The organism is Plantibacter sp. Leaf314 (assembly GCF_001423185.1).
GTDB lineage: Bacteria > Actinomycetota > Actinomycetes > Actinomycetales > Microbacteriaceae > Plantibacter.
In genome coordinates, this window is the sequence record NZ_LMOB01000001.1 from 438,724 (window position 1) to 461,392 (window position 22,669).

21 protein-coding genes are annotated in these 22,669 nt (G+C 71.1%); 8 read left to right on the top strand and 13 right to left on the bottom strand.

The annotated features are described in order from the left end of the window. Positions 1-62: 62 nt before the first annotated feature. Positions 63-1,061, bottom strand: coding sequence for an ABC transporter substrate-binding protein (locus tag ASF68_RS02015; RefSeq protein ID WP_056006135.1), 999 nt, complete (start codon positions 1,059-1,061; stop codon positions 63-65). Positions 1,062-1,326: 265 nt separating this feature from the next. Here ASF68_RS02015 and ASF68_RS02020 point away from each other — a divergent pair, with 265 nt between their 5' ends. Together ASF68_RS02020 and ASF68_RS02025 are read left to right on the top strand one after the other, a co-directional pair. Further along, complete coding sequence (locus ASF68_RS02020) at positions 1,327-2,907, top strand: sugar ABC transporter ATP-binding protein (RefSeq protein ID WP_056006138.1); 1,581 nt, start codon at positions 1,327-1,329, stop codon at positions 2,905-2,907. Continuing rightward, complete coding sequence (locus ASF68_RS02025; RefSeq protein WP_056006141.1) at positions 2,900-3,946, top strand: LacI family DNA-binding transcriptional regulator; 1,047 nt, start codon at positions 2,900-2,902, stop codon at positions 3,944-3,946. The genes ASF68_RS02020 and ASF68_RS02025 overlap by 8 nt, the downstream gene beginning before the upstream one ends. Before the next feature lie 19 nt (positions 3,947-3,965). On the opposite strand, the gene ASF68_RS02030 is transcribed toward ASF68_RS02025, so the two are convergent. The 6 genes from ASF68_RS02030 to ASF68_RS02055 all read right to left on the bottom strand — a co-directional run bounded on the left by ASF68_RS02030 (position 3,966) and on the right by ASF68_RS02055 (position 11,096). Further along, positions 3,966-5,513 (bottom strand): GMC family oxidoreductase, encoded by a 1,548-nt coding sequence (locus ASF68_RS02030; protein WP_235522545.1) that lies wholly within the window; start codon positions 5,511-5,513, stop codon positions 3,966-3,968. Continuing rightward, on the bottom strand, positions 5,510-6,901 hold the full coding sequence (locus tag ASF68_RS02035) for an alpha/beta fold hydrolase (RefSeq protein ID WP_056006144.1): 1,392 nt from the start codon (positions 6,899-6,901) through the stop codon (positions 5,510-5,512). Before ASF68_RS02035 ends, ASF68_RS02030 begins: the two co-directional genes overlap by 4 nt. Beyond that, positions 6,898-7,797, bottom strand: a complete 900-nt coding sequence (locus ASF68_RS02040; RefSeq protein ID WP_056011222.1) for an SDR family oxidoreductase — start codon at positions 7,795-7,797, stop codon at positions 6,898-6,900. Before ASF68_RS02040 ends, ASF68_RS02035 begins: the two co-directional genes overlap by 4 nt. A 100-nt stretch (positions 7,798-7,897) precedes the next feature. After that, complete coding sequence (locus tag ASF68_RS02045; protein ID WP_056006147.1) at positions 7,898-9,199, bottom strand: glycosyltransferase; 1,302 nt, start codon at positions 9,197-9,199, stop codon at positions 7,898-7,900. Then, a complete protein-coding gene (locus tag ASF68_RS02050) occupies positions 9,196-10,170 on the bottom strand; it encodes a hypothetical protein (protein ID WP_157580144.1) in 975 nt (324 codons plus the stop codon). Before ASF68_RS02050 ends, ASF68_RS02045 begins: the two co-directional genes overlap by 4 nt. Then, positions 10,167-11,096 carry a WcbI family polysaccharide biosynthesis putative acetyltransferase gene (locus tag ASF68_RS02055; protein ID WP_056006153.1) on the bottom strand — a complete coding sequence of 310 codons (930 nt, stop codon included), beginning with the start codon at positions 11,094-11,096 and terminating at the stop codon, positions 10,167-10,169. The genes ASF68_RS02050 and ASF68_RS02055 overlap by 4 nt, the downstream gene beginning before the upstream one ends. 227 nt (positions 11,097-11,323) lie before the next feature. Here ASF68_RS02055 and ASF68_RS02060 point away from each other — a divergent pair, with 227 nt between their 5' ends. Then, positions 11,324-11,620: a hypothetical protein gene (locus ASF68_RS02060; protein ID WP_056006156.1), complete on the top strand. Its 297-nt coding sequence runs from the start codon at positions 11,324-11,326 to the stop codon at positions 11,618-11,620. Between the two features lie 109 nt (positions 11,621-11,729). Here the strand turns inward: ASF68_RS02060 and ASF68_RS02065 are convergent, their stop codons facing one another. The 5 genes from ASF68_RS02065 to ASF68_RS02085 form a co-directional block, all read right to left on the bottom strand. Continuing rightward, positions 11,730-13,550, bottom strand: a complete 1,821-nt coding sequence (locus ASF68_RS02065) for a cell wall metabolism sensor histidine kinase WalK (RefSeq protein WP_162239330.1) — start codon at positions 13,548-13,550, stop codon at positions 11,730-11,732. Between the two features lie 69 nt (positions 13,551-13,619). Beyond that, the gene (locus ASF68_RS02070) at positions 13,620-14,807 is read right to left on the bottom strand and encodes an ABC transporter permease (protein ID WP_056006162.1); all 1,188 of its coding nucleotides are present in this window, start codon (positions 14,805-14,807) and stop codon (positions 13,620-13,622) included. Then, positions 14,800-15,507 (bottom strand): ABC transporter ATP-binding protein, encoded by a 708-nt coding sequence (locus ASF68_RS02075; RefSeq protein ID WP_056006165.1) that lies wholly within the window; start codon positions 15,505-15,507, stop codon positions 14,800-14,802. Before ASF68_RS02075 ends, ASF68_RS02070 begins: the two co-directional genes overlap by 8 nt. Beyond that, positions 15,504-16,547 carry a peptidoglycan-binding protein gene (locus ASF68_RS02080; protein WP_082498442.1) on the bottom strand — a complete coding sequence of 348 codons (1,044 nt, stop codon included), beginning with the start codon at positions 16,545-16,547 and terminating at the stop codon, positions 15,504-15,506. Before ASF68_RS02080 ends, ASF68_RS02075 begins: the two co-directional genes overlap by 4 nt. Then, entirely contained in the window at positions 16,544-17,158 is a 615-nt protein-coding gene (locus tag ASF68_RS02085; protein WP_157580148.1) for a hypothetical protein, read from the bottom strand. Before ASF68_RS02085 ends, ASF68_RS02080 begins: the two co-directional genes overlap by 4 nt. A 115-nt stretch (positions 17,159-17,273) precedes the next feature. On the opposite strand from ASF68_RS02085, the gene ASF68_RS02090 reads away from it, so the two are divergent. Continuing rightward, on the top strand, positions 17,274-17,957 hold the full coding sequence (locus ASF68_RS02090) for a response regulator transcription factor (protein WP_082498443.1): 684 nt from the start codon (positions 17,274-17,276) through the stop codon (positions 17,955-17,957). 40 nt (positions 17,958-17,997) lie between these two features. Here the strand turns inward: ASF68_RS02090 and ASF68_RS02095 are convergent, their stop codons facing one another. Continuing rightward, on the bottom strand, positions 17,998-18,426 hold the full coding sequence (locus ASF68_RS02095) for a MarR family winged helix-turn-helix transcriptional regulator (RefSeq protein ID WP_056006178.1): 429 nt from the start codon (positions 18,424-18,426) through the stop codon (positions 17,998-18,000). Between the two features lie 95 nt (positions 18,427-18,521). Here ASF68_RS02095 and ASF68_RS02100 point away from each other — a divergent pair, with 95 nt between their 5' ends. The 4 genes from ASF68_RS02100 to ASF68_RS02115 all read left to right on the top strand — a co-directional run bounded on the left by ASF68_RS02100 (position 18,522) and on the right by ASF68_RS02115 (position 22,661). Continuing rightward, positions 18,522-19,439, top strand: a complete 918-nt coding sequence (locus ASF68_RS02100) for an SDR family NAD(P)-dependent oxidoreductase (protein WP_056006181.1) — start codon at positions 18,522-18,524, stop codon at positions 19,437-19,439. Between the two features lie 68 nt (positions 19,440-19,507). Beyond that, positions 19,508-20,764 carry an efflux RND transporter periplasmic adaptor subunit gene (locus ASF68_RS02105; protein ID WP_056006184.1) on the top strand — a complete coding sequence of 419 codons (1,257 nt, stop codon included), beginning with the start codon at positions 19,508-19,510 and terminating at the stop codon, positions 20,762-20,764. Continuing rightward, positions 20,764-21,480 carry an ABC transporter ATP-binding protein gene (locus tag ASF68_RS02110; RefSeq protein ID WP_056006187.1) on the top strand — a complete coding sequence of 239 codons (717 nt, stop codon included), beginning with the start codon at positions 20,764-20,766 and terminating at the stop codon, positions 21,478-21,480. The genes ASF68_RS02105 and ASF68_RS02110 overlap by 1 nt, the downstream gene beginning before the upstream one ends. Positions 21,481-21,506: 26 nt before the next feature. Next, complete coding sequence (locus ASF68_RS02115; RefSeq protein ID WP_157580150.1) at positions 21,507-22,661, top strand: ABC transporter permease; 1,155 nt, start codon at positions 21,507-21,509, stop codon at positions 22,659-22,661. Positions 22,662-22,669 lie beyond the last annotated feature (8 nt).

The window sequence follows — 22,669 nt, forward strand, 5'->3', positions numbered from 1 at the left end:
CCCGGAAGGTGTGGGCCGGTCGCCCGGCAGCGAGGCGTTCGCTGCCGGGCGACCGGGATGCATCAGTACGCGCGGGTCGGAAGTGCTTCCTTGGCCGCGTCGGGTGAGTCGAACGTCACGCTCGGCACGACGATCTCGGACTCGACCGAATCGCCGGCGAGAGCCTTCTTGACCACGTCGATCGCGGTGTCGCCGAACAGCGGGTTGTACTCTGCGACGAAGCTCAGGCGGCCTGCCTCGAGCGCCTCGAGGGCGGCCTTCGTGCCGTCGATCGTGATGATCTTGACGTCGGTGCCGGGCTTCAGACCGGCCTCCTCCACGGCGAGGGCTGCGCCGAGGCCCATCTCGTCGTTCTGGGCGAACACGAGCTGGACGTCGTTGTTGTTCGCCTTGAGGATCGTCTCGAAGACGCTCTTCGCCTCTTCGGTGGACCAGTTGGCCGACTGTGACTCGAGCTTCGTGAAGTTCGGGTCGATGGTCTCGTCCCAGCCCTTGTTGCGGTCGTTCACCACGGAGAGTCCGGGAGGGCCCTCGAGCACGACGTACTTGGCGCCGTCGGGGAACTGGCCGTTCGCCCATTCGGCGGCGGAGCCGGAGATGCCGACGTTGTCGGGGGCGATCCGGCTCGTGTAGAGCTCGGTGTCGTTCGGCTCGATGCCGCGGTCGAGGAGGACGACGGGGATCTCGGCCTCCTTCGCGCGCTCCAGGACGCTCTCCCAGCCGGTCGCCTCGGTGGCGGACAGCAGGATGGCGTCGACGCCCTCGTCGATGAACGAGGTGAAGGCGGTGATCTGCGAGTTCTGATCGCCGTTCGTCGCCGGCGCGTACTTGAGGTCGAAGCCGTTCTCCTTCGAGAACGAGTCCTGGATGTTCTTCTCGTTCGCGGTGCGCCATCCGCCTTCGGGGCCGACGGCCACGAAGCCGATGGTGGTGAGTTCGCCGTCGCCGCCGGCGTCACCGCCGGTGCTTCCGGAACCGCCGGAGCAGGCGGTCGCGCTGATCGCGATGGCACCGACGAGAGCGAGGCCCGCGATGGCGCGGACACGTGCTGTTCTGAACATTGATCTCCTCCTTGAGACCCGCGGTCCCGACACTGGGGCGCGGTGTGAATGCGATGTGTGCTGCTGGTGCAACGCCGGTGGGCACTGATTGTTAGCGATCACAATTGCGTTGTGCTGAACATTAGCCAGGGCCGCGACACCATGTCAACAGGCAATGTGAGCCCTCACATTCGTCCGCGATCCACTCCCCCGACACGTGTCGCTCGCGCTAGAGTCGGGGTCGTCGGCGTTCCACCCGACCGCCCGCCTCGATGGAGAGTCACCCATGTCCACACCCGCGCCGCTCGTGCATCTGCGCGGCGTCTCCGTGCGGTTCCCGGGTGTGCAGGCCCTCGACGACGTCGAGCTCCGACTCTTCCCCGGTGAGGTCCACGCCCTGATGGGCGAGAACGGTGCCGGGAAGTCCACCCTGGTCAAGGTGCTGACGGGCGTCCACCACGTCGACGCGGGTCGCATCGGTTTCGACGGCCGCGACGTGTCCTTCTCGAGCGTCGCCGACGCCCAGGCGCACGGGATCAGCACGGTCTACCAGGAGGTCAACCTCCTCCCCAACCTCACCGTCGCGGAGAACATCCTCCTGGGTCGTGAGCCACGGCACGCCTGGGGTGGGATCTCCGGGCGACGCATGCGCGAGCGGGCCAGGGAGCTGCTCGCTTCCGTCGGACTCGACATCGACCCGTCGTCGCAGCTGTCGACCCATCCGCCGGCCGTCCAGCAGCTCGTCGCGATCGTGCGCGCCATCGCCGTCCGCACCCGGGTGCTCGTGCTCGACGAACCGACCTCGAGCCTCGACACGGACGAGGTCACCGAGCTCTTCCGGATCATCTCGATCCTCAAGGCCGAAGGGGTCGCGATCCTCTTCATCTCGCACTTCCTCGACCAGGTGTACGAGATCTCCGATCGCCTCACCGTGCTGCGCGAGGGCCGTCTCGTCGGCGAGTACCTCCCCCACGAACTGCTCCGCATCGACCTCGTCCACAAGATGATCGGTAAGGAGCTCGCGACCTTCGACGAGATCCGCCGCGGGCTCGACCTCTCCGACGAGGGCGACGCACTCGACGGCGAGGAACCGTTCGTCGCCGCCATCGGCCTCGGACGCCAGGGAGGCGTCGAACCGATCGACCTGAAGGTCTACGAGGGCGAGATCGTGGGCATCGCGGGACTGCTCGGCTCCGGCCGGACCGAACTCGCCAGGCTTCTCACCGGTGTCGACCGGGCCGACACGGGTTCGGTGCAGGTGGGCGGTGCCCCGACCCGTCTCAGCACCCCGCGGCGGGCGCTCAAGCAGCGCATCGTCTACGCCTCCGAGAACCGCCGGACGGAGGGGATCATCGGCGAGCTCAGTGTTCGCGACAACATCGCCCTCGCTCTGCAGGCCGACCTCGGCTGGTTCCGACGGATCCCCCTGCGGCGGCAGAACGAGCTGGCCGAGAGCTACATCCAGGCCATGGGCATCCGGCCCGCGAACCCCGATGCGCTCATGAAGGAGCTCTCCGGGGGCAACCAGCAGAAGGTGCTCCTGGCGCGGTGGCTGGCGCTCGCCCCGCGACTCCTCGTCCTCGACGAACCGACGCGCGGGATCGACATCGGCGCGAAGGCGGAGATCCAGAAGCTCGTGAGTCGCCTCGCCGAGAACGGGCTCTCGGTCGTGTTCATCTCCGCGGAACTCGAGGAGGTGCTGCGGATCAGTCATCGCATCGCCGTGCTCCGAGATCGACGGAAGGTCGCGGATCTGCCGAACCATGATCTGACCGTGTCGAAGCTCTTGGCAGCGATGTCGGAGGCTCCGGACGAACGGGTGCCTGACCAGCGTCCGAGCGCCGAGCCGGACGGACCCCGTGGCTGAGGCGTCCCGCCATGCGACGATCTTCGACGTCGCTCGGCTCGCCGGGGTCTCCCATCAGACGGTGTCACGGGTGCTCAACGACCTGCCGAACGTCCGACCGGCGACGAAGGCCCGCGTCGAAGAGGCGATCAAACAGCTGCGGTACGTGCCCTCCCCGGCAGCGCGCACCCTGGTCACGAAGCGGTCGCGCACCATCGGGCTCATCGCCACCGGTGGGACGGAGTTCGGACCGTCGTCGTCCGTGCTCCACTTCAACGCGGCCGCTCGGGACGCCCGGTGGTCGGTGTTCACGGCGAACATGGTGGACAGCGACCCCGGATCGGCACGAGCCGCCGTCGAAGGGTTCCTCCGCCAGAACGTCGAGGGCATCGCGGTCATCAGCGCCCGGGAGGGCGTCACCGACATCGTCGCCGGGATGGAGCTGAGCGTGCCGCTCGTCGCCCTGCACGCGACGCCTCGAGCGGGCCTGGTGACGGTCGGTGTCGACCAGTACGCGGGCGCACGGGCCGCGACCGCGCACCTCATCCGGCTGGGTCACCGGCGCATCGGCCATCTCGCCGGGCCCGCAGACGCCGTCGACGCGCGGGAGCGCGAGCGTGGGTGGCGGGACGAACTCGCCGAGGCGGGTCTCGTCGCGCAGCTGATCGGCACCGGCGACTGGACGCCGACCTCGGGCTACGTGGTGGGTCGGCGTCTGGACGACGAGGTGACCGCGGTGTTCGCCGCGAACGACCAGATGGCGCTCGGGCTGATCCACGCCCTGACCGAGCAGGGCGTCCGCGTCCCACTCGACTTCAGCGTCGTCGGATTCGACGACATCCCCGAGGCCGAGCATCTCTCGCCACCCCTGACGACCGTCCGTCAGGACTTCGAGCTCGTCGGCCGGACCATGCTCGCCACGCTCCTCGACCACGTCAACGGCGACCCGGCGCGGACGACGGCCCCCTCGGTCCCGCTCCTCGTGGAGCGGGACTCGACGGCGGCGGCCCCGACGACGATCCGCGTCCGCCAGGACCTGGCGCGCACACGGGTCGACTGAGCCGGTCTCCGGTTCCCGATCAGCGGGCTGCGAGCATCCGGTCGGCGGTCCGCACCGACAACGCCATCTGGGCGAGGCCCGGGTTCGCCGCCAGGGCGCTCGGGAACGTGGAGTTGTCGCAGATCCACAGGTTGTCGATGTCGTGCGACCGACCGTCGCCATCGACGACGCCCTCGGATGGATCGGTGCTCATCCGGCACGTCCCCAGCGTGTGCGCCGTGCGTGCGAGCACCCGGGTGCTCCGAGCGCCTGCCGCCGTGAGGATGTCCGTCATCGTCCGGATGGCGTGACGGTCGATGGCCTCCTCGTTCGCGCCGGGCGAGAAGGTGATCGACGCCCGCGGCAGACCCCACTCGTCCTCCTCCGAGGACAGCTCGAGGCGGTTGCCGTCGGCGGGGAGGCACTCGGCGTTCATGCCGATGCCGGCGCTGTGACGTGACAACTCGAGTTCGTCCATCAGTTCCGAACCCCACAGGCCACCGCCGCGCACGAGTGTCGTGGCGTAGTTGAAGGGCATGACGCCGAGACTCTGCAGGAGGTATCCGCCGACGAAATCGGCGTCCTTCGGACGCAGGAAGTCCTCGGTGATGAGTGCCGACGGGTAGCCGCGGTATCCGCGGATCTGCTCGTCGAACCGGCCCCACACCTGGACGGCGCCGTGGGCGAGGAAGTTGCGTCCCACCTGGCCACTGGAGTTGGCGATCCCGTTGTGGAGCAGGAGGCGGGGCGTCTCGATCCCACCGCCGGCGAGCACGAGCGCCGCGCACCGCTGCCGATGGTCGGCACCGTCCTGCCGGTAGACCACGCCGGTGACCTGACCGCGAGCGTCGCGCTCGATGGTGTGGACGACCGCATCCGGACGGATCTCCGCGCCGGCCGCGACGGCGGCCGGGAGGTAGGTGATGGCCGTCGTCGCCTTCGCACCGTGGCGTTCGCCCTGGTGGATCGATCCGACGTTCGTCGTCGCGCGCCGCAGGCCGTGGTGGGGCTGGTCGCGGTCGCGGGTGATGATCGCGGCTGGTGCGTCCGTGGCCCGGATCCCGAGGGCGTCGGCACCCTTCGCCATGAGGTCCGCCGGGGCGTTGCGCTGCGGCGGAGCGTACAGGTACGTGCGCGCCGGGTCCCAGGGGTACGGCGTCGGACCGGAGACGCCGATGAACGCCTCGACCTCCTCGACGTAGCGGGTCAGCTCCGCGTGGTCGACGGGCCAGTCCATTCCCTGCCCGGTGTCGCTGCGCAGGCGCAGGTCGCGGGCATCAGGACGTGGGGTGAACGCGCCCCAGTGCACCGTGCCACCGCCGACGCCGAATCCGCTGTTGTTCGGACCGAACGCGGTCGGGGCGTCGCCGCCGCTGAACCGGCTGGACATCCAGTTGATCGTGGTCGCATCGACCTCGTCCGGGGTGGATTCGGCCGGATCGTGGTTCGGCCCGGCTTCGAGGGCGACGACACGGAGGCCCTGCGCGGCGAGGCGTGCGAGCAGTGGCGCACCTCCCGCTCCGGTCCCGACCACGACGACGTCGACGCTGTCCTCGAGGTCGTACGTCTGCATGGAATCGAGGTTCACGCGGTGTCCTTCTGCGTCTGGTCGAGTGGGGCGACGCCGAGGTCGGAGGGCTCCCACTCGTCTCGGGTGTCTGCGGCGAGTTGCTGGTAGCCGGCGAAGTCGACGTCCTCGGCTCCGGTCGCGAAGCCGTCGTAGCCGACCCGCGCGAGGGACGCCGGGTGGATGAGCCATTCCCGCACGAGGTCGACGCGCAGGTCCTCGAACCAGCGACGCAGCTCGTCTCCCGCCACGGTCCCGCCGGGCACGCCCTTCCCGTCGATGACGTCGCGGATCATCGCGTCCTGGCCGTCGGGTGAGGTCGGCCAAGCCGGCAGGAGCTCGTCCAGGCCGACGCGGTAGGCCTCATCGTCCGTCAAGGCCCCCATCGGCCGCCAGCCGTCGCCGCCGCCTGCTGCGAGGTCGGTGTCGACGCGCGCGGCGAGGTCGATCGCCCCGCCGACCGGCTGCGGCACGAGCCGCGCGGCGATCTGTCGGAGCAGGTCGAGCTGCTCCGGCTCCAACACACGCGATCGGTATGCGGCAGCGTCGGGCAACGCCCGTCGTGCAAGGGCGCTCCGGACGCGCGTCGTGGTGCGTGGTGAGGCGATGACGCGCCCCCACTCGGCGGGCACGAGCGCGCTGTGGACGAGGATCTCGTCCCACAGCTCCGTGATCGCGTGCGCGACCTCGGCAGGGCGTTCGAGCGGGAGCAGGTGTCCCGCTCCGGCGAGGGAGACGAATCGCGCACGCGGATATACACCGGACAGCAGGTCCGGCTGCACGGCGGCACCGAGCGCATCGTCCTGGTCGCCAGCGAGGACGGTGCACGGGAGGTCCAGGACGCCGACGGACGAGGTGGTGTCCTCGAGACTGCCCTGCTCCAGCCAGCGTCGCCACGCCACCGGCGACATGGCCTGCACGGACGCGACGGTCGGCTGCTGGAGCTCGGCCGACAGCGGAGCACCCACATTGTCGTCGACGAAGGTCTGCGCATCGGCTTCGGCGATGCGGCCGTCCTCGACCCAGGCGAGCATCTGACTGCGCTTCTCGTCGGGCATCGGTTCGGGTGTCGGCGGCGACGGTGCGAGGAGGACCACCCCGAGGAGACCGAAGACGGGGATGTCGCCGTCCCGCACCCGGGACGCGATCCCGGCAGCGATCTTCCCGCCCATGCTGTGCGCACACAGCAGCCATGGGCCGCCGTCGGCCTCGTCCGCGATCACCGCGAGGGCGGTGTCGATCTGTGCGGACACCGAACCGTCGGGCGCATCGGCGGAGCCGCCCTGACCGGGGAGGGTGACGGGGACGACCCGGAAGCGGTCACCGAGCTCATGAGCGAGGGGCTGCGCCGCCGCCGCGTCCAGGCCGAGCCCGGGAAGGAAGAAGACCGTGCACTCGGCCGCGGTCACGGAGTGACCATGCCGCCGTTGACGTTCAGCGTGGCACCGGAGACGTACCCGGATTCCGCTGAGGCCAGGTAGACGTAGGCCGGCGCGAGCTCGGCAGGCTGCCCCGCCCGCTGGTAGGTGTTCTCGTCGTCGAAGTTCGTCATCTGCTCGTCCGACACGCCGTCGGACACCTGCAGTGCGGTCCACACGGGGCCAGGGGCGACCACGTTGACGCGGATCCCCCGGTCGGCGAGCTGCAGGGCGAGACCCTTCGACAGGTTGTTGATCGCGGCCTTCGTCGCGGCGTAGTCGAGCCGGTCGGGCGACGGCTTGTAGGCCTCCAGCGATGCCGTGTTGACGATGCTCGCACCGGCACCGAGGTGCGCGAGCGCGGCCTTGGTGATCCAGAAGTTCGCGAAGACGTTCGTCCGGAAGGTCTCCTCGAACTGTTCGTCGCTGAGGTCCTCCACGCGGTCGACGGCGATCTGCTTGCCGGCGTTGTTGACGAGGATGTCCAGACCGCCGAGGAAGTCGGCGGCCTCCGACACGAGCCGGCGGCATTCGGCGGCGTGCGAGACGTCGGCGACGATCGCCAGGCCGCGTCGCCCGGCCTCGTCGATGAGCCCGAGCACGTGCTCGGCGTCCTCCTCCTCACCCGGAAGATGCGCGATGACCACGTCGGCGCCCTCCCTGGCGAACGCGATCGCCGTGGCGGCACCGATACCGGAGTCGCCGCCGGTGATCAGGGCCTTGCGACCGGAGAGTCGTCCGCTCCCCCGGTAGCTCGATTCGCCGAGGTCGGGAACCGGCGTCATCCGGGCCTGGACGCCGGGCTCCGGCTGGTGCTGCAATGGTGGTTCGACCCGGGCGTATCGGGTCACAGGATTGGTCAGCTCGTACTGGTCATGCGGGGACATGACGACCACGCTAGACGAGTGACCGGTCGACCTCGGTGGGGTTGCGCTCGGGCCGTCAGCCGGTCATGAGACCGGGCGGACGACTCGTATCGGGGACCGGTCAGCAGAACGACGAGGGTCCGCCCCAGCCGCCGACCCAGGCCTCGAGGCGAGGGTCGGACCGCAGCGGGAACACGCCCTCGGCGACGAGCCGTTCCGTCGTGAACGCGGCAGGGCCGCCCCAGCGCTGCGCTCGACGCGTGGCGCGCCGCGACCGCAGGGTGCCGAGCGGGATGCCTTCGTCGTCGACGAGCTCGATGGTGCCCACCTCGCCCGTTCCGAGGCGTCCGGCGGCGTCCGTGATCCACGCCGGGTCGAGGACGACGACGGGTCGCTCGAGGTCCCACGTCACGCGCGCGTCGGTCTGATCCGATCCGATGACCACGCGCGGGTCGTCCCGGAGCTCCGGCGCTCCATCGTCCTCGAGGACCAACCTGGCCTGCGGGAAGGCGGCGAGGAAGGAGTCCGCCGCGATGAACCGGGCGGCCCCGCTGTGCTCACCCCGCAGCCGCATCACGACGTCGACCGCGTCCGACCACAGGGCTCTCGGTGCGGAACCCGGGACGGGGATCGCCGAGAGCAGCCGGGTCGTCTGCGCGTTCGCGCGGTGCATGCCGGAGTCGGCGCGCCCGGCCCACTCCGCTCCGTCGTGCCAGGCCACCGCGGCGGGCACGTGAGCGAGCACGGCACCGGCCTGCCACATCCGGTGCGCCCACTCCCAGTCCTCGCCGCCGTACGTGGTGAAGGTCTCGTCGAAACCGCCGACCTCGTCGAACATTGCCCGCGAACACGCGATGACCGCTCCGATCACGAACCGGTAGGACCGGTCGTCCGCCTCGAGGAGGTCGTGCGACCTGGCGTACGCCTCGGCGAGCCAGGCGGGTTCGGCCAGTTCACGACCGGCCGCAGCCTCGACGACGGGCACGTCCGGATCGATGCCGGAGAAGTCGGCGTGGCGGCGACGGCCCACGGTGACGGCCTCGGGCAGCAGGGCCGGCAGCCGGGTCAGCGCCCGGACGTAGCCCGGCTCCGGGACCGTGTCGGCGTCGAGAAAGCACAGCAGTTCACCGCTGCTCGCGCGCACACCGAGGTTGCGGACCGCCGCGAGGCGGAAGCCCTGGTCCTCCTGCCGGACGTGGATCACGTCGTCGGGCACCTCGACCACGCCCGGTGAACCGTCGTCGGCGACGACGATCTCCAGCAGCTCGCGCGGGTAGTCCTGCGCGGCGAGGGCGTGCAGCGTGCGGCCGAGCTCGCCGGGCTGGTCGTAGTGCGCGACGATCACCGACACCCGAGGGAGCGGATCGGGGTGGATCCCGTCGAGTGTGTCCCAACGGTTGCCGACGACCCAGGGCCGCCTCATGCGTCCAGCCCGTCCCACCAGCGCAGGTACGAGTCCGTCGCCTCCGTCCACGACATCGGCAGGCGCCGCAAGCCGTGCCAGGTCTGCTGTGGCTGTTCGGCGGCGCTGCGGACCGCGACCGCGAGGTCCGATTCGTCGACGGACGTCAACGCACCCGGGCGCAGGGCGGCCATCTCGTCGATGTACCGGTTGCGCATGGCCACCGGTCGCCGACCCCAGCCGATCCAGGACGCGAGCGAACCGGATGCCGAGACGTGTCGGTGCGCGATGACGGGGACGGCGACGGCTCTCCCCCGCCGGGCGATCTCCGCATCGTCGAGCCAACCGGTCACTTCGACGCCGACGCCGAGGGCACCGGCACGACGGATGAAGGCCTCGAGGTCGGCGGCGTGTCCGTCGGAGGCGCGGCCGAGGACCGTCAGTCGGGTCATCCCGGCGGCCGCTGCGGCCGCCGCCGCCTCGTCGTGTCCCTTGCCGGGGTAGAAGAAGCCGAGGACGCCGACGGATCCGTCGGGCACCTGTGGCTGTTCTCCGTCCTGGACTTCGACCGGCAACGGGATCCGGGCGACCGGCCCTGACCAGACACCCTCCTCGCGGAGGAGTTCCCGCTCGTGGTCGCTGTTGATGACCACGCCGCGCGCGGCCGCTGCCACCCGGGCGTAGGCGGCCCGCCGACGTGGGAGGTTGTGCGCCCCGTCGGAGGCCTGCGGGACGTCGTGCAGGGTGACACTCACCCGCAACCGCGCTGCGAGCTGGACGAAGTCGTCGGCGGCGTGCTCCGGTGACCCGCCCCAGAGGCGATCGGTGAAGTGCGCGTGCACCGCGGTGCCGTCGGCGAGGCGATCGAGGTGCGTCGCGTCGACGCTCCGGACGGCCGGATGCCGCGCGGCGACCTCGGCGGCCAGTTCCCGCGCGTAGACGGCGACGCCGTGGTTGCCCGCGTGGACGAGGAGGAGCGGCACCTCCATCACGCGTCACGCCAGACGGCGAGGAGGTCCGTCAGCCTGCCGACGGCCGCGACGACGAGGCCGGGGTGGGACGCGTACCAGTCGGTGTGGGCGGCGCGAACCTCGGCGTCGTCGATCTCGGCACCGTCCACGATCCAGTGGTCACGAGGCTGGTCGGCGAGGGACCACGCGTCGACGACCTCGGGAAGCAGCGGTGCATGCACGGCGTTCAGCAGGGGCCGACCGGGATCGGTGACGCCACCGCCCAGACCGAGCACGCCGAGCACCCTCACCCCCAGGGGAAGCCAGATCGCGTTCCCGGGGTGGTTGACCGTGCGGACGTGATCGGCGGTGACCTCGTCGAACAGATCGGAGACCGCCACGTCGGTGAGCGCTTCACGCGTGCGGAGCACCTCGAGCGAGGACTGACCGATCGCCCGCACGGCGTCCGGCGGCAACGCCGACGCGACAGGGATGCCGGCAGTAGCGGCAAGCGTCCGGACGTCGTGGTAGTCGACGATCGGGAGGCTCTCCTCGAACGCCGGGATCCGGATGGAAGCCTGGAACGGGTACAGTCCTCCGAAGCGCACCGGCGGCAGGGTCAGGACCCGGCCGTCGGTGGCGGCCGCCACCTGCCTGGTTCCGAGCGGCAGCCCGTGATAGTCGTCGCGGACGGGCTGCGTCACCACACTGTGGGCGCTCCGCACGACCTCGTGAAGGCGCTCGGCGTCCTCGGCGGTCATCTCGTGCACGGCGGGAACGCGCACGAAGCGTCGTCCCTCGGCGTCCATCACCGTGCGGAGCGATTCGGCCTGACAGTTGCCGAGCACCACGCCGAAGTCGGCCGGGAGCGGCGCGAGCCCGTAGAACTCCGCGTAGTGCCGTCGACGCGCCGACACCGATGTCTCGGAGGGCGCGCTGATCGTGCCCGGGTCGGCGGTGAGGCTCATGCTCCGACCGTATACCGTCGCCGGAGACCGGAGGTTCCTGCGGCCATGAGGTTGCGCAGAGGCCCTACCGTCTGCCAGTCGGTCGGTCGGCGCCATACCTGCCTGTGGCGTGAGCGACCAGGTCTATCGGCGATGACAACCGTTATCGATTACATGAAGACATTGCAATTCGTTTATGTATGTGGTGCGATGGATCCATCGCCGGACCTGCAACTGAAGGAGCACCCATGAGCACCACCGAGATCCACGCCGAGCACACCCTCGCCGACCACACCCACGGAGCCGACTGCGGCCACGAGGCCGTCGCGCACGAGGACCACACCGACTACGTGCACGGCACGCACCACCACGCCGAGCACGGCGACCACTACGACGAGCACGAGAGCGTCGCCGAGCACACCGTCACGGACCACGCTCACGGTGACGACTGCGGCCACGAGGCCGTCCAGCACGGCGACCACGTCGACTTCGTCCACGAGGGTCACAAGCACGCCGCCCACGGCGAGCACTACGACGAGCACTGAGCCCGTCCCTGCTGAACGCCTGAGGGCCCCGACCGGACGGTCGGGGCCCTCAGGCCTTCCCGGACCGCCCCTTGACCGGGCAAGCCCGGCGGGGCCAGGGTTCGACGTCCTACTCCCCCGCGCGCGACGCCCCGCGTCGGTGCTGCTCCGTCGCCGGGAGTGAGACCTCGAAACGGCTGCCCTCGCCGAGGGTGCTGTGCGCGGTGAGGCGGCCCCCCAGCGCCTCGGCGAGGCCGCGGGCGATCGAGAGGCCGAGACCGGTGCTCCGTCCGGCGCGGACCCGCGACGGCTCGCCACGCCACAGCCGGTCGAAGATCCGTGGCAGGTCCGCCGCCGGGATACCCTCACCGGTGTCGACCACCGCGATCCGCACCGTACCGTCGACGACCACCGCGTCGAGGTCGATGCGCCCGCCCGCCGGGGTGTGCCGCAAGGCGTTCGACAGCAGGTTGTCGAGGATCTGCCGCAGTCGGGCTGGATCGGTCTCGAGGCGCAGAGGACCGGTGATCTGGACGTGCAGCGCGACATCGGAGGCCGCCGTGCGCACCCGGTACGCCTCGGCGAGGTCGCGCACGACCACCGCCGCATCGCACCTCCGCAGGTCCAACACGAGGTCCCCGGACTCCGCCAACGCGAGCAGCTGCAGGTCGCCGGTGATCCGCTCCATCCGCCCCGCCTCATCCAGCACGAGCCGGCGGAGGGCCGCGTCGTCGAGTCCCAGTCCGTCATCCGCAGCCTCGACCCAGCCACGGATGTTCGTCAGCGGGCTGCGCAGCTCGTGGGCGATGTCGCCGAGCAGGCGACGGCGGGAGGCCTCGTGTCCGGCGACCTCACTCGACATGCGGTCGAACGCCGCTCCGACGCCGGCGAGGTCGTCGCCCGCGGGGAGCTCCGCGCGGGCATCCCGATCGCCGGCACTGAACCGCTCGACAGCAGCCTCGAGCCGACGCGCGCTCCGCAGGGTCGGCACGATGATGAGTGCCGCCGCCACCGACAAGAGCGCCAGCAGCACCACGATGAACCCGGCGACGCGGGCGATCGATCCGGGACTCGCGTCGAGCGGGCCGCGGGCGTCGCCGCGTTCATCGGTGAGCACCAGGGTGACGGCGGGCGCCGTCGTGGCCTTCGCCTGATCGCTGCGCGCCTGGAGCAGGCACTCCTCGGCGGTGTCGTCACCGCTCGGGACGGTGCGCAGCGCGAGTCCCGCGGGGGCGACCGACGGCGACAGGGCGAGTTCGACGCTGGTGATCAGCGGTGCGTTCGCCGCAAGCAGGCACGCGTTCGTCCGAGCACGGAGGTCGTCGAGGGCGGTCTGCTCGCTCGGCAACGGGGTTTCCAGCGCGGCGCGGCCGCAATCCGGGGCATCCTCGTCACCGGAGACGACCGGTCGGCCGGTCGCCCACACCGCCGTCTCGCCGACCGCCTCACCCAGACACGTCACCACCGCATCCGCCTGCCGGGCGAGCTCCGCACGCTGCGTCCCATCGAGCAGGAACGGCCCGATGATCCCGTCGGGCAGCCCCAGCTCGGACGTCACCGGATCGGCTCGGAGCGCGAGCGGGTCGAGCAACCGGGTGGCGCGCGCCGGGCGAGGCAGCTCGGGCGCGGTGTCCGCGATCACCGTCCCGTCGCCGCCGACCACGGCGATGCGGCGTCCCGTCTCCTGACCGAGGACCAACAGCGTCGACCCGACATCGTTCCAATCCGGGTGATGCCCGGCCCAGACCGTCAGCGCGTCCATCACCTGCTCGTCCCGCATGAGATCGGAGCCGGACGCCTGCTCGTCGTACCGGTACTCCGACGTCTGCGCGAGCCAGATCGTGCCGCCCACCGAGGCCAGCACGAGCAGGAGCCCGGCCGCGAGATAGCGGGCGAGGAGCCGCGGTACGCGTCGGCGCCCCACCGTCGCCGCTCCGCCGCTGTCAGTCATGTCGTCAGCCATGCTCTCATCGCTTCCCGTCCCGGTTCGCATCCGTGCCCCGATCGCCACGCCACGCGATCAGGTCGCGGCGAGGGCCGCGGTCGGCGACTGCCGAGCGGCACGGATGGACGGGGCGAGCCCGGCGACGGCACCGGTCACCAGTGCAGCGGCCATCCCGGACAGGATCGTCTCCACCGGGACGACCAGCGGCCAGTGCTGCAGACCACTCCACGCCCAGGTGCCGAGCAGACCGAGCACCACGCCCGTCGCACCACCCAGTGCGCAGAGCGTGACCGCCTCCACGAGGAACTGCGCCTGGATCTGACCGCGGTGTGCGCCGAGCGCTCGCCGCAATCCGATCTCCCGGCGACGTTCCAGCACGGAGACGAACATCGTGTTCGCGACGCCGATGCCACCGATCACGAGCGCGACGGCGGCGAGTGCGAGGAACAGGCCGTCGAAGCTCGACCGGGCCGCGGCTTTCGCGGCGAGCACGGCCGAGGGCTGACTCACCTGCACGAGTCCGCCCGCCCCGGGCGAGAGGGTGGCGGCGACGACGGGACGCAGGGCGTCGATCGACGCCTCGACACCCGTGACGTAGGCGACCGTCGGTGCGCCGTCGAAACCCAGCCAGCGCTGTGCGGCAGCGTCGTCGACGAGGACCGCCGACTGCACGTCGGCGGACAGCGGCGTCTCTGCGAGCACACCGACGACGGTGAACGCGACGCCGCCGACATCGATCGTGGCCGGCCGATCGGGCAGCCGAGACAGGCCCAACCGCTCGGCTGCGTCGATGCCCAGCACCGCGGTCGGCAGGTCGCTCCGATCGAGCCAGCGGCCGGAGGTCACCTCGGTCCGCAGCACCCCTCGGAGGTCACCGCGCACGGCGAGCGTGGTCAATCCGGTCTCCGGGTACCCGCGGAACACGTTGCTGCGAACCGGGGCGTGGGTGTTCCCGACCGTCGCGGCGTCGGTCACGGTTCCGATGCGCTGCAGCATGCCGAGGGCCTCGTCGGGCAGCGGGACGGGCGACCCGTCGGCGCCGGCACGGGGATCGGCACGCAACAGGTCCGCCCCGAGCGCCGTGAGCTGCTCGTCGAGCGCGGCCTGCGAGGAGGCGGGCACGGCGGTGACGGTCACGAGGGTCGCGATGCCGATGGCGATGCCGATCGTCGAGAGCACGGCACGAAGCGGTCGGGTACGGAGCCCGACCGTGCCGACCTCCAGGAGGTCTCGGAGGTCGAGACGTCTGCGGGGCTCACGCATGGGCCATCCTCTCGGTGTGTGCATCGGTGTCGGTGTCGGTGATGATGCGACCGTCGCGCAGCTCGATCCGACGCGGCAGCCGTGCGGCCAGCTCGACGTCGTGGGTGATGACGACGACGGTGGTCCCCTCGTCGTGCAACCGTTCGAGCAGGCCGAGCACGCGCTCGCCGTTCGCGGTGTCGAGGGCGCCGGTCGGTTCGTCCGCGAGGACGACGAGCGGGTCGGTCACGATCGCCCGGGCGATGGCGACCCGCTGCCGTTCGCCGCCGGAGAGGTCCTGCGCCGCGTGCCCGATCCGGTGTCCGAGGCCCACCCGCTCGAGCGCCGCGCAGGCGAGGTCGCGGCGTTCCCGCCTCGGAACGCCGCTGTAGAGCAGCGCCGTGACGACGTTCTGTTCGGCGGTCACGCCGTCGGACAGGTGAAACCCCTGGAAGACGAACCCGATCGAGCTCCCCCGCACGTCGGACAGTGCCCGATCCGTGAGCTCACGGGTGTCGACACCGCCGATGCGGACCACGCCGGCGGTGGGCCGGTCGAGCGTGCCGAGCACGTTGAGCAACGTCGACTTGCCGGCGCCGGAGCGCCCGACGATCGCGGCGAGCTCACCCGCGTCGATCCGCAGGGAGACGTCGTCCAGCGCGGCGACCCCGCCGGGGTGGATGCGACTGACGTGCTCGAGTTCGAGCGCCGGCGTCGTCATCGTGCCGACACCACGGTCATCCCGGCGTCGATCCCACCACCGCTGACCTCGACGCGGTCGTCCGCGATCAGTCCGATCTCGACCCCGTGGAGTCGACCGCGCTCGTCCTGCAGGGCGTACCCGCCTTCCGCGAGCGCGACGAGGGCCGCCACAGGCACGATCAGCACGTCCTGCACGGAGCGGGTGGCGACCCGGACGGTCACGGCGGCCGCGTCGACGCCGTCGAGCTTGGCCTGATCGTCGATCGCCACGACCGCACGCACCTTCGCCTCGGCTCCTTCGCCGGTCGTGGTCACCGTGACGATGGATCCGCCGACGGTGCGCCCGTCGGGCAACTCGATCGTGGCCTTCGCACCGGCGCCGATGACGCCCGCATCCTTGGCCGGGACCGACGCCTCGACGACGCGGGTCATGGGCGTGACCGTGAACGGCTGCCCACCCGCCGGGTCGCCGAGGCGTGCGGTCACGGCGGCGATACGACTCGGCGCACTCAAGACGATCACGTCGGCAGGTCCCAGCGTGCCGGTGCACTCCAGGCCCAGCGACTCCTGCCAGTCCCGCACGGCTTCGCCGAACGCCTCCCCGGTCTCGAAATCCGCCGGATCACTCCGGCTGAGGTATCCGAGCTCCATGAGGTTCGACGCGACCATGCTCACGTCCGCCCCCTCCATCCCGGAGCCGTCGATCGCGCGATAGAGCGGCAGCTCGCCGATCAGCACCGCGACCGGTCGCTCGTTCGCGCGCAGCGCCACGGCTCCGCGGTCGAGGACACCGCCGACCGGGGGCAGGCCGGTGATGATGCCGTCGGCCTTCGTCGTCACGGGTTCCGCGGTACCGAACCCGACGGCGCCGTCGAGGCGGGCGGTCTGGACGAGTTCTCCCCGCTCGACGACCACGGTGGCCGGTGCGGCCCTCGGCTCGACCGGAGCCGCATCGGCCGCGGGGCGGAGCAGCAGGGTGGCTCCCCCGGCCCCCGTCGCGAGGACGGCGCAGAGGACGAGCGAACCGATGAGCACGGTGCGCCGTCGCGGCCTCGTCATTCGGCGCTCCCGTCCGAGGTGGAGGCCATGCAGGCGTCCACGTACTGCATCCCGAGCGAGATCGAGGTGGCGTCGTTCGACTCGCCGCCGAAGGCGAGGTTGATCCGGCCGAACGTGTCCGCTTCGGTGATCTCGACCTCTCGCACGCCGCGGTCGCGCAGGCAGTCCACCACGCGCTGCACGAACCGCAGCGCATCGGGGTTCTGCGCGTCGAGCTCCCACGGGGGCAACGGCGCCACGCGCAGACAGAGCGCCTCGGCCTCCGCGACCCCCGCGAGATCCTCGGCGACGCCGCCGCTGACCGAGCCGCCGTCACCGCCCGTCGGAGCGTCCGGCATCGCCGGGCCGTGGTCCGCGAGACAGCGGTCCCGCGGCTTCCAGGCCTCCGCCTCCTCCTCATCCGACATGTCGAGACGCAGGCGCACGGGCTCGCCGTACTCCGCGAAGAGCGGGTCGACGGCCCCGGTCGGGGTCGGAGCGGCGGTCTCCAGGGTCGCGATACCGCCGTCGGCCCCCTGGTCGGAGGCGGGTGCGGAGCAGGCGGTGAGTCCCGCCAGGAGCGCCAGGGCCCCCGCTGCGGCGGTCAAGGTTCGATGGGTGGTGCGTGGCACGGTTCCTCCTCAGGTGTGGACGGCTACGACCCACCCTCGTCACCGGATGTGAGCGACTTGTGAGCGAACGGTGCCGAGCCCGACCGCATGCCGGGCCCGTGCCTAGGATCGGAACGTGACCAGAGTCTTGATCGTCGAGGACGATGCCCTGCAGTCGGAGCTCGTGCGCCGCTACCTCGAACGCGAGGGGCACGACGTGACGGTGCTCGCGGACGGTGCCGAGGCGCTCGCGGAGGTGCGCCGCTCGACGCCGGACCTGCTCGTCCTCGACGTGATGCTCCCCGGCGCCGACGGCCTCACGGTCTGCCGGACGCTGCGCGAGGAGGAGTTCTACCTGCCGATCCTGCTGCTCACCGCCCGCTCGACGGAGAACGACCTGCTGCTCGGGCTCGAGCTCGGCGCCGACGACTACCTCGCGAAGCCGTACAGCCCCCGCGAACTGGTCGCTCGGGTCCGTGCCCTCCTGAGGCGCGCGCGGCGGACGACGCCGACGTCGACGGTCATCGCCGTCGGCGACCTCGAGATCGACCCGGACCGGCATCAAGCCACCCTCGGGGAGCTCCCGCTGGACCTCACACGCGCCGAGTTCGACCTCCTCGAGGAGTTCGCGCTGCATCCCGGCATCGTCCTCAGCCGCGCCCGCCTGCTCGACCGACTCCACGGCACGGATCGCTGGATCGGCGACCGCACCATCGACACCCACGTGAAGAACCTCCGCGCGAAGATCGAGACCGATCCACAGCGCCCGGCCAGGCTGGTCACCGTCTACGGCGTCGGGTACACCCTCCACGCCGGCTGAGCGAGGCGCGGGCTCCGTCCACGTTGCCGTCGCGGTCGCGCTACGCGCCTGAGCGGGCGGCCTTCAGGAGGAGACGACCGACCACCGCGAGTTCCCGCTGGGTGAGGCCGTTGAGCGGACTGCGCCGGAGCACCGCCTCGATCATCGACGCCCTGACCGTGCCGCCACGTGCCGTCAGGGAGACGACGCGCTGTCGTCCGTCCGAGGCGTCCGGGCGGCGCTCCACGAGCCCCCGTTGCTCGAGCTGCCCGTAGAGGAACGTCGCGTTCTGCGGGGTGCAGTGCATGCGTGCGGCGAGCTCCTTCATCGGCAACGCGTCCACATCGGGGTCGACCATCCACAACGCGTAGGCGGTGTTCATGGTGAGGCCCAACTCGTCGAGCGCGGGCGTCACCGACTCCGTCGTGCGGGCGGTGACGTCGTACGCCGCCAGCAGGGCGGAAGCCGTGTCCGCGGTCCTCAGGTCCATGGGGAAACCGTAGCAGCTCCTTCGAGACTTGAAGTGTTATGGTCAGCAGGTGATTCAAGACTCGAAGCATATGCCCGACCGGAGGACGACCTGCCATGACCACTGAACGACTGGACTCCCGCGTCATCGCGGTCACCGGAGCCACCTCGGGCGTGGGGTACTTCATCGCCGAACAGCTGGCCGCGCTCGGGGCCGAGGTCATCGTGATCGGACGATCCCCGGATCGAGCACGCACGGTGATCGAGCTGCTGCCCCACCCGCACCGCCATCACGCCCTGACGGCGGACCTCGACGACGTCGACACCGTCCGCTCGGCGGGAGCGCACCTGGCCGCGCTCGACCGCCTCGACGCACTCGTGCTGAACGCCGGCGTGGTGGGTCCGGCGCGGGCGCGCCGAGTCGGGCCGTTCGGTGTCGAGCACACCATGGGCGTCAACCACCTCGCTCACGCGGAGCTTCTCCGGCACGCCCTGCCCGCGCTCGAGCGAACGGTCGGTGCCCGAGTCGTCCACCAGGGCAGCCTCGTCGCGGCGACCCATCCCTTCGACCGGTCGGACTGGCTCTCCGAGCGTGACTACCGACCCCGCATCGCATACACGAACTCCAAACACGCCGTGCAGCTGTTCGGATTCGAGCTGGCCCGTCGGCTCGAAGCCCAGGGCCACTCGACGCGGTCGATCGTCGTCCATCCCGGAGCCGCCATCGACGCCCTCACCGTCGACCGGTCCGGCGTCCACCAGCGCAGCGCATTCGTCCAGGCCGCAGCCGCCGTGATCGGCCCGCTCTTCTCGCGGATCGTCGCCGGCAAACACGAGGCGGCCCGATCGGCCGTCCTCGCCGCAAGCACTCCCGAGCTCCCGTCCCTGGCGTACATCGGTCCGGAACGGCGCGAGGTCGGAACCCCTCGCGTGGTCCCCGCGCCGCCCATCAGCCTTGATCCGGCACTGGGGGCGTTCATCTGGGAGGAGACCGAGCGGCTCATCGGAGCCCCGATCCTCTCGGCGCGGTCCTGACCCCGGCTTCGAGGCCGCCCCGTCGAGGTCCTTATCTGAGGCTTAGGAAGGGCCCATACGCTGCCGCCATGATGACCAAGAAGCGATGGATGTTGTGGGGTGCGGCCGGCCTGGTGGCCGCGGTGGCGGTGGGCTCGGGGGTCGTCCTCGCGACCGCGACCGGGCGGGCCGCACCGGCACCCGCCGCCGCGACCGCCACGGCCGAACAGACGACGATCTCCGCGACGGTCACGGGGAAGGGCTCCATCGCCGCGGCGAGCAGCGCCTCCGCCGGGTTCGTCGACGGGGGTCGCGTCAACACGATCTCGGTCGCCGTCGGTCAGACGGTCGCCGCCGGGCAGGAGCTCGCCACGGTCGACCCAGGACCCGCCGACCTGGCCCTGGAGAAGGCACAGGGGGCGCTCACCGCCGCCCAGAGTGCGCTGGACAGCGCCCGGCAGAGCGCGCAAGCCGGGCTCGACGCCCTCGCCGCCGCGAAGGCGACCCTGGCGACCCTCGCGGCCGACGCTCCAGAACGCCAGACCACGGAGGCCACCGTGCGGGACCTGTCCGCCCAGGGGCCGACGCAGCGCGATGCCGTCACGCAGGCGGAGAAAGGTCGCGACGATGCACAACGCGACGTGACCGCCGCGCAGACCGCACGCGACCAGACCACGCTGCTCGCGCCGATCGCCGGCGTCGTCACGGCCGTCAACGGCACCGTCGGGACCATCCTCACCGCCGGTCAGTCGTCGCAGGCGAACGGCGACGGCACGAACACGGCCTCAGCCACCGCATCGGCAGGGCTCGTGGCCATCGCCGACGTGTCGAGCCTCCGGGTGACGGCGTCCATCCCCGAGGCGGACATCGCGACCGTCGCCGTCGGCCAGACGGCCACCGTCACCCTCCCCGTGAAGGGCGCTGCGCCCATCGCCGGTACCGTCCTCGCCGTCGCCCCCACCCCGCAGAGCAGCACCGACGGCGTCGTGAGCTACGCGGTCGCGATCCAGCTGACGGCTCCCCCGGCCGGGGTCCGCCTCGGGCAGACCGCGGTCGTCGCGATCACGGTCGCGACCGCGGAGGACGCCACCGTCGTCCCGGCGGAGGCCGTCCAGCTGACCTCGACCACCGCCGGCACCGTGCAGGTCCGGGCGGCGACGGGCAAGACGAGGACCGTGGACGTGACCGTCGGGATCAGCACGCCGACCCAGGTTCAGATCCTGAAGGGGGTCTCCCGTGGCGACACCGTGGTGATCGTCGCGCCGACACCCGTCACGAGCACCGACGACGGGCTCGGCGGCCAGATGCCCGGCGGCGGCGACGGTTCGTTCGGAGGTGAGCAGTGATGCCCGCGATCTCACTCGACGGCATCACCCGCCACCACCGCAGCCAGGACGGCTCGACGGTCCGGGCGCTGGACGGGATCGACCTGACCGTGCCGTCCGGGGAGTTCCTGGCCATCATCGGTCCCTCGGGCGCCGGTAAGTCGAGCCTGTTGAACATCCTCGGCTGCCTCGACCGGCCGACCTCAGGCCGGCTCCTCATCAACGACCGACTCGTGTCGACCATGCCCTCGGCGACCGTCGCAGACATCCGCAACACCGAGATCGGATTCGTCTTCCAGGCGTTCAATCTGATCCCTGCCCTGACCGCGCGGGGCAACGTCGAACTCCCGATGGTGTACGCGGGTGTCGGGCGTCGTGAGCGCCGACTCCGGGCCACGGAGGCATTGGACCGGGTCGGGCTCGCAGCACATGCCGAGCGGCATCCCAACCAGCTCTCCGGCGGTCAGCAGCAGCGGGTCGCCGTCGCCCGCGCGATCGTCAACGACCCGGCGTTCATCCTCGCCGACGAACCGACCGGCAACCTGGACTCGCGATCGACGGACGACGTGCTCGGCATCATCGAACAGCTGCACCGGGCCGGCTCGACCGTCGTCCTCATCACCCACGAGGACGAGGTCGCCGCCCGAGCGGAGCGCGTCGTGACGATGCAGGACGGCCGGATCGCGGCCGACGAGGATCGACGCACGGCGATCACCGGGGCGGTCGTGACCTCGTGAGGGCGGGCGACCTGTTCGGCTCGGCCATGCGTGGGATCACGGGCAACCTAACGAGGTCGATCCTGACGATCGTCATGATCGTCATCGGCGTCGGTTCCGTCATCACCCTCGTGGCCGTGGGGAACGGTGCGTCGAAACAGGTCAACGACCAGATCGCCGCACTCGGTGCCTCGGCCATCACCGTCTCCCCCGGCTTCTCCTCCACCGGCACCGGCGCCTCGCTGCAACCCGAGGACGCGGATGCGATCCGCTCGAGCCGGGCGGCGACGAGCATCTCGAGCGTCGCCCCGCAGGTCTCCGCGGAGAAACGCGCCGTCGCGGGGAGCCGTTCGGTCTCGATCACCGTCGTCGGGACGACCGACGCGTACTTCACGATCACGAACGCCGTCATCGCCCAGGGTCGGGCACTGAGTGCCTCCGACGCGATCGGCGGTGGTGACGTCACCGTGTTGGACGCGAAGTCAGCGTCGGCGCTGTTCCCGGACGGGAGCGCCGTGGGCCAGACCGTCCTCGTGGGCTCGACACCCCTCCGTGTCGTCGGCGTCCTCGCCGACGGCGGTGCCGCGCAGCAGATGTTCGGCTCCGGCCGAACCATCTACGCCCCGATCGACCGCGTCCGCGCCTCCATCACCGGCTACGGCTCCTTGAGCGCCCTCTCGGTGGGCGCCGTGTCCCCGGCCGCCGTCGGCCAGGCTTCCGCCGAGGTCCGCGCCGTCCTCGCTCTCCGGCACGGCTCCGTCGCGTTCGACCTCTCCACACCGGACCAGCTCCGCTCCGTCCTCGGCGGTTCGGCCACGAGTCTCAACGGGATGCTCGCGGGCGTCGCCGCCATCAGCCTGCTGGTCGGTGGGATCGGGGTGACGAACGTGATGCTCCTCACCGTCCGTGAGCGGACCAGGGAGATCGGCATCCGCAAGGCACTCGGCGCCCGTCCGCTCCCGATCGCCGGCCAGTTCATGATCGAGGCCACCACGTTGAGCATCGTCGGAGGGGCTCTCGGCGTCGGAGCCGCGTTCCTCGTCACCCGCGTCCCGATCAACGGCATCCCGCCCGTGATCGAACCGACGATGGTCCTCCTCGCCGCCGGACTGTCGATCGGGATCGGCATCGTCTTCGGGACCTATCCCGCGGTCAGAGCGTCGCGGATGGACCCGGTACAGGCCCTCCGGGTCGGCGTGTGACCGGCCGG

Bases quoted from the DNA above. Each gene is read 5' to 3' on its own strand.
- ASF68_RS02015 (WP_056006135.1), bottom strand. From the start codon at position 1,061: ATGTTCAGAACAGCACGTGTCCGCGCCATCGCGGGCCTCGCTCTCGTC.
- ASF68_RS02020 (WP_056006138.1), top strand. From the start codon at position 1,327: ATGTCCACACCCGCGCCGCTCGTGCATCTGCGCGGCGTCTCCGTGCGG.
- ASF68_RS02040 (WP_056011222.1), bottom strand. From the start codon at position 7,797: ATGTCCCCGCATGACCAGTACGAGCTGACCAATCCTGTGACCCGATAC.
- ASF68_RS02045 (WP_056006147.1), bottom strand. From the start codon at position 9,199: ATGAGGCGGCCCTGGGTCGTCGGCAACCGTTGGGACACACTCGACGGG.
- ASF68_RS02055 (WP_056006153.1), bottom strand. From the start codon at position 11,096: ATGAGCCTCACCGCCGACCCGGGCACGATCAGCGCGCCCTCCGAGACA.
- ASF68_RS02060 (WP_056006156.1), top strand. From the start codon at position 11,324: ATGAGCACCACCGAGATCCACGCCGAGCACACCCTCGCCGACCACACC.
- ASF68_RS02065 (WP_162239330.1), bottom strand. From the start codon at position 13,550: ATGACTGACAGCGGCGGAGCGGCGACGGTGGGGCGCCGACGCGTACCG.
- ASF68_RS02070 (WP_056006162.1), bottom strand. From the start codon at position 14,807: ATGCGTGAGCCCCGCAGACGTCTCGACCTCCGAGACCTCCTGGAGGTC.
- ASF68_RS02075 (WP_056006165.1), bottom strand. From the start codon at position 15,507: ATGACGACGCCGGCGCTCGAACTCGAGCACGTCAGTCGCATCCACCCC.
- ASF68_RS02080 (WP_082498442.1), bottom strand. From the start codon at position 16,547: ATGACGAGGCCGCGACGGCGCACCGTGCTCATCGGTTCGCTCGTCCTC.
- ASF68_RS02095 (WP_056006178.1), bottom strand. From the start codon at position 18,426: ATGGACCTGAGGACCGCGGACACGGCTTCCGCCCTGCTGGCGGCGTAC.
- ASF68_RS02100 (WP_056006181.1), top strand. From the start codon at position 18,522: ATGACCACTGAACGACTGGACTCCCGCGTCATCGCGGTCACCGGAGCC.
- ASF68_RS02105 (WP_056006184.1), top strand. From the start codon at position 19,508: ATGATGACCAAGAAGCGATGGATGTTGTGGGGTGCGGCCGGCCTGGTG.
- ASF68_RS02110 (WP_056006187.1), top strand. From the start codon at position 20,764: ATGCCCGCGATCTCACTCGACGGCATCACCCGCCACCACCGCAGCCAG.
- ASF68_RS02115 (WP_157580150.1), top strand. From the start codon at position 21,507: ATGCGTGGGATCACGGGCAACCTAACGAGGTCGATCCTGACGATCGTC.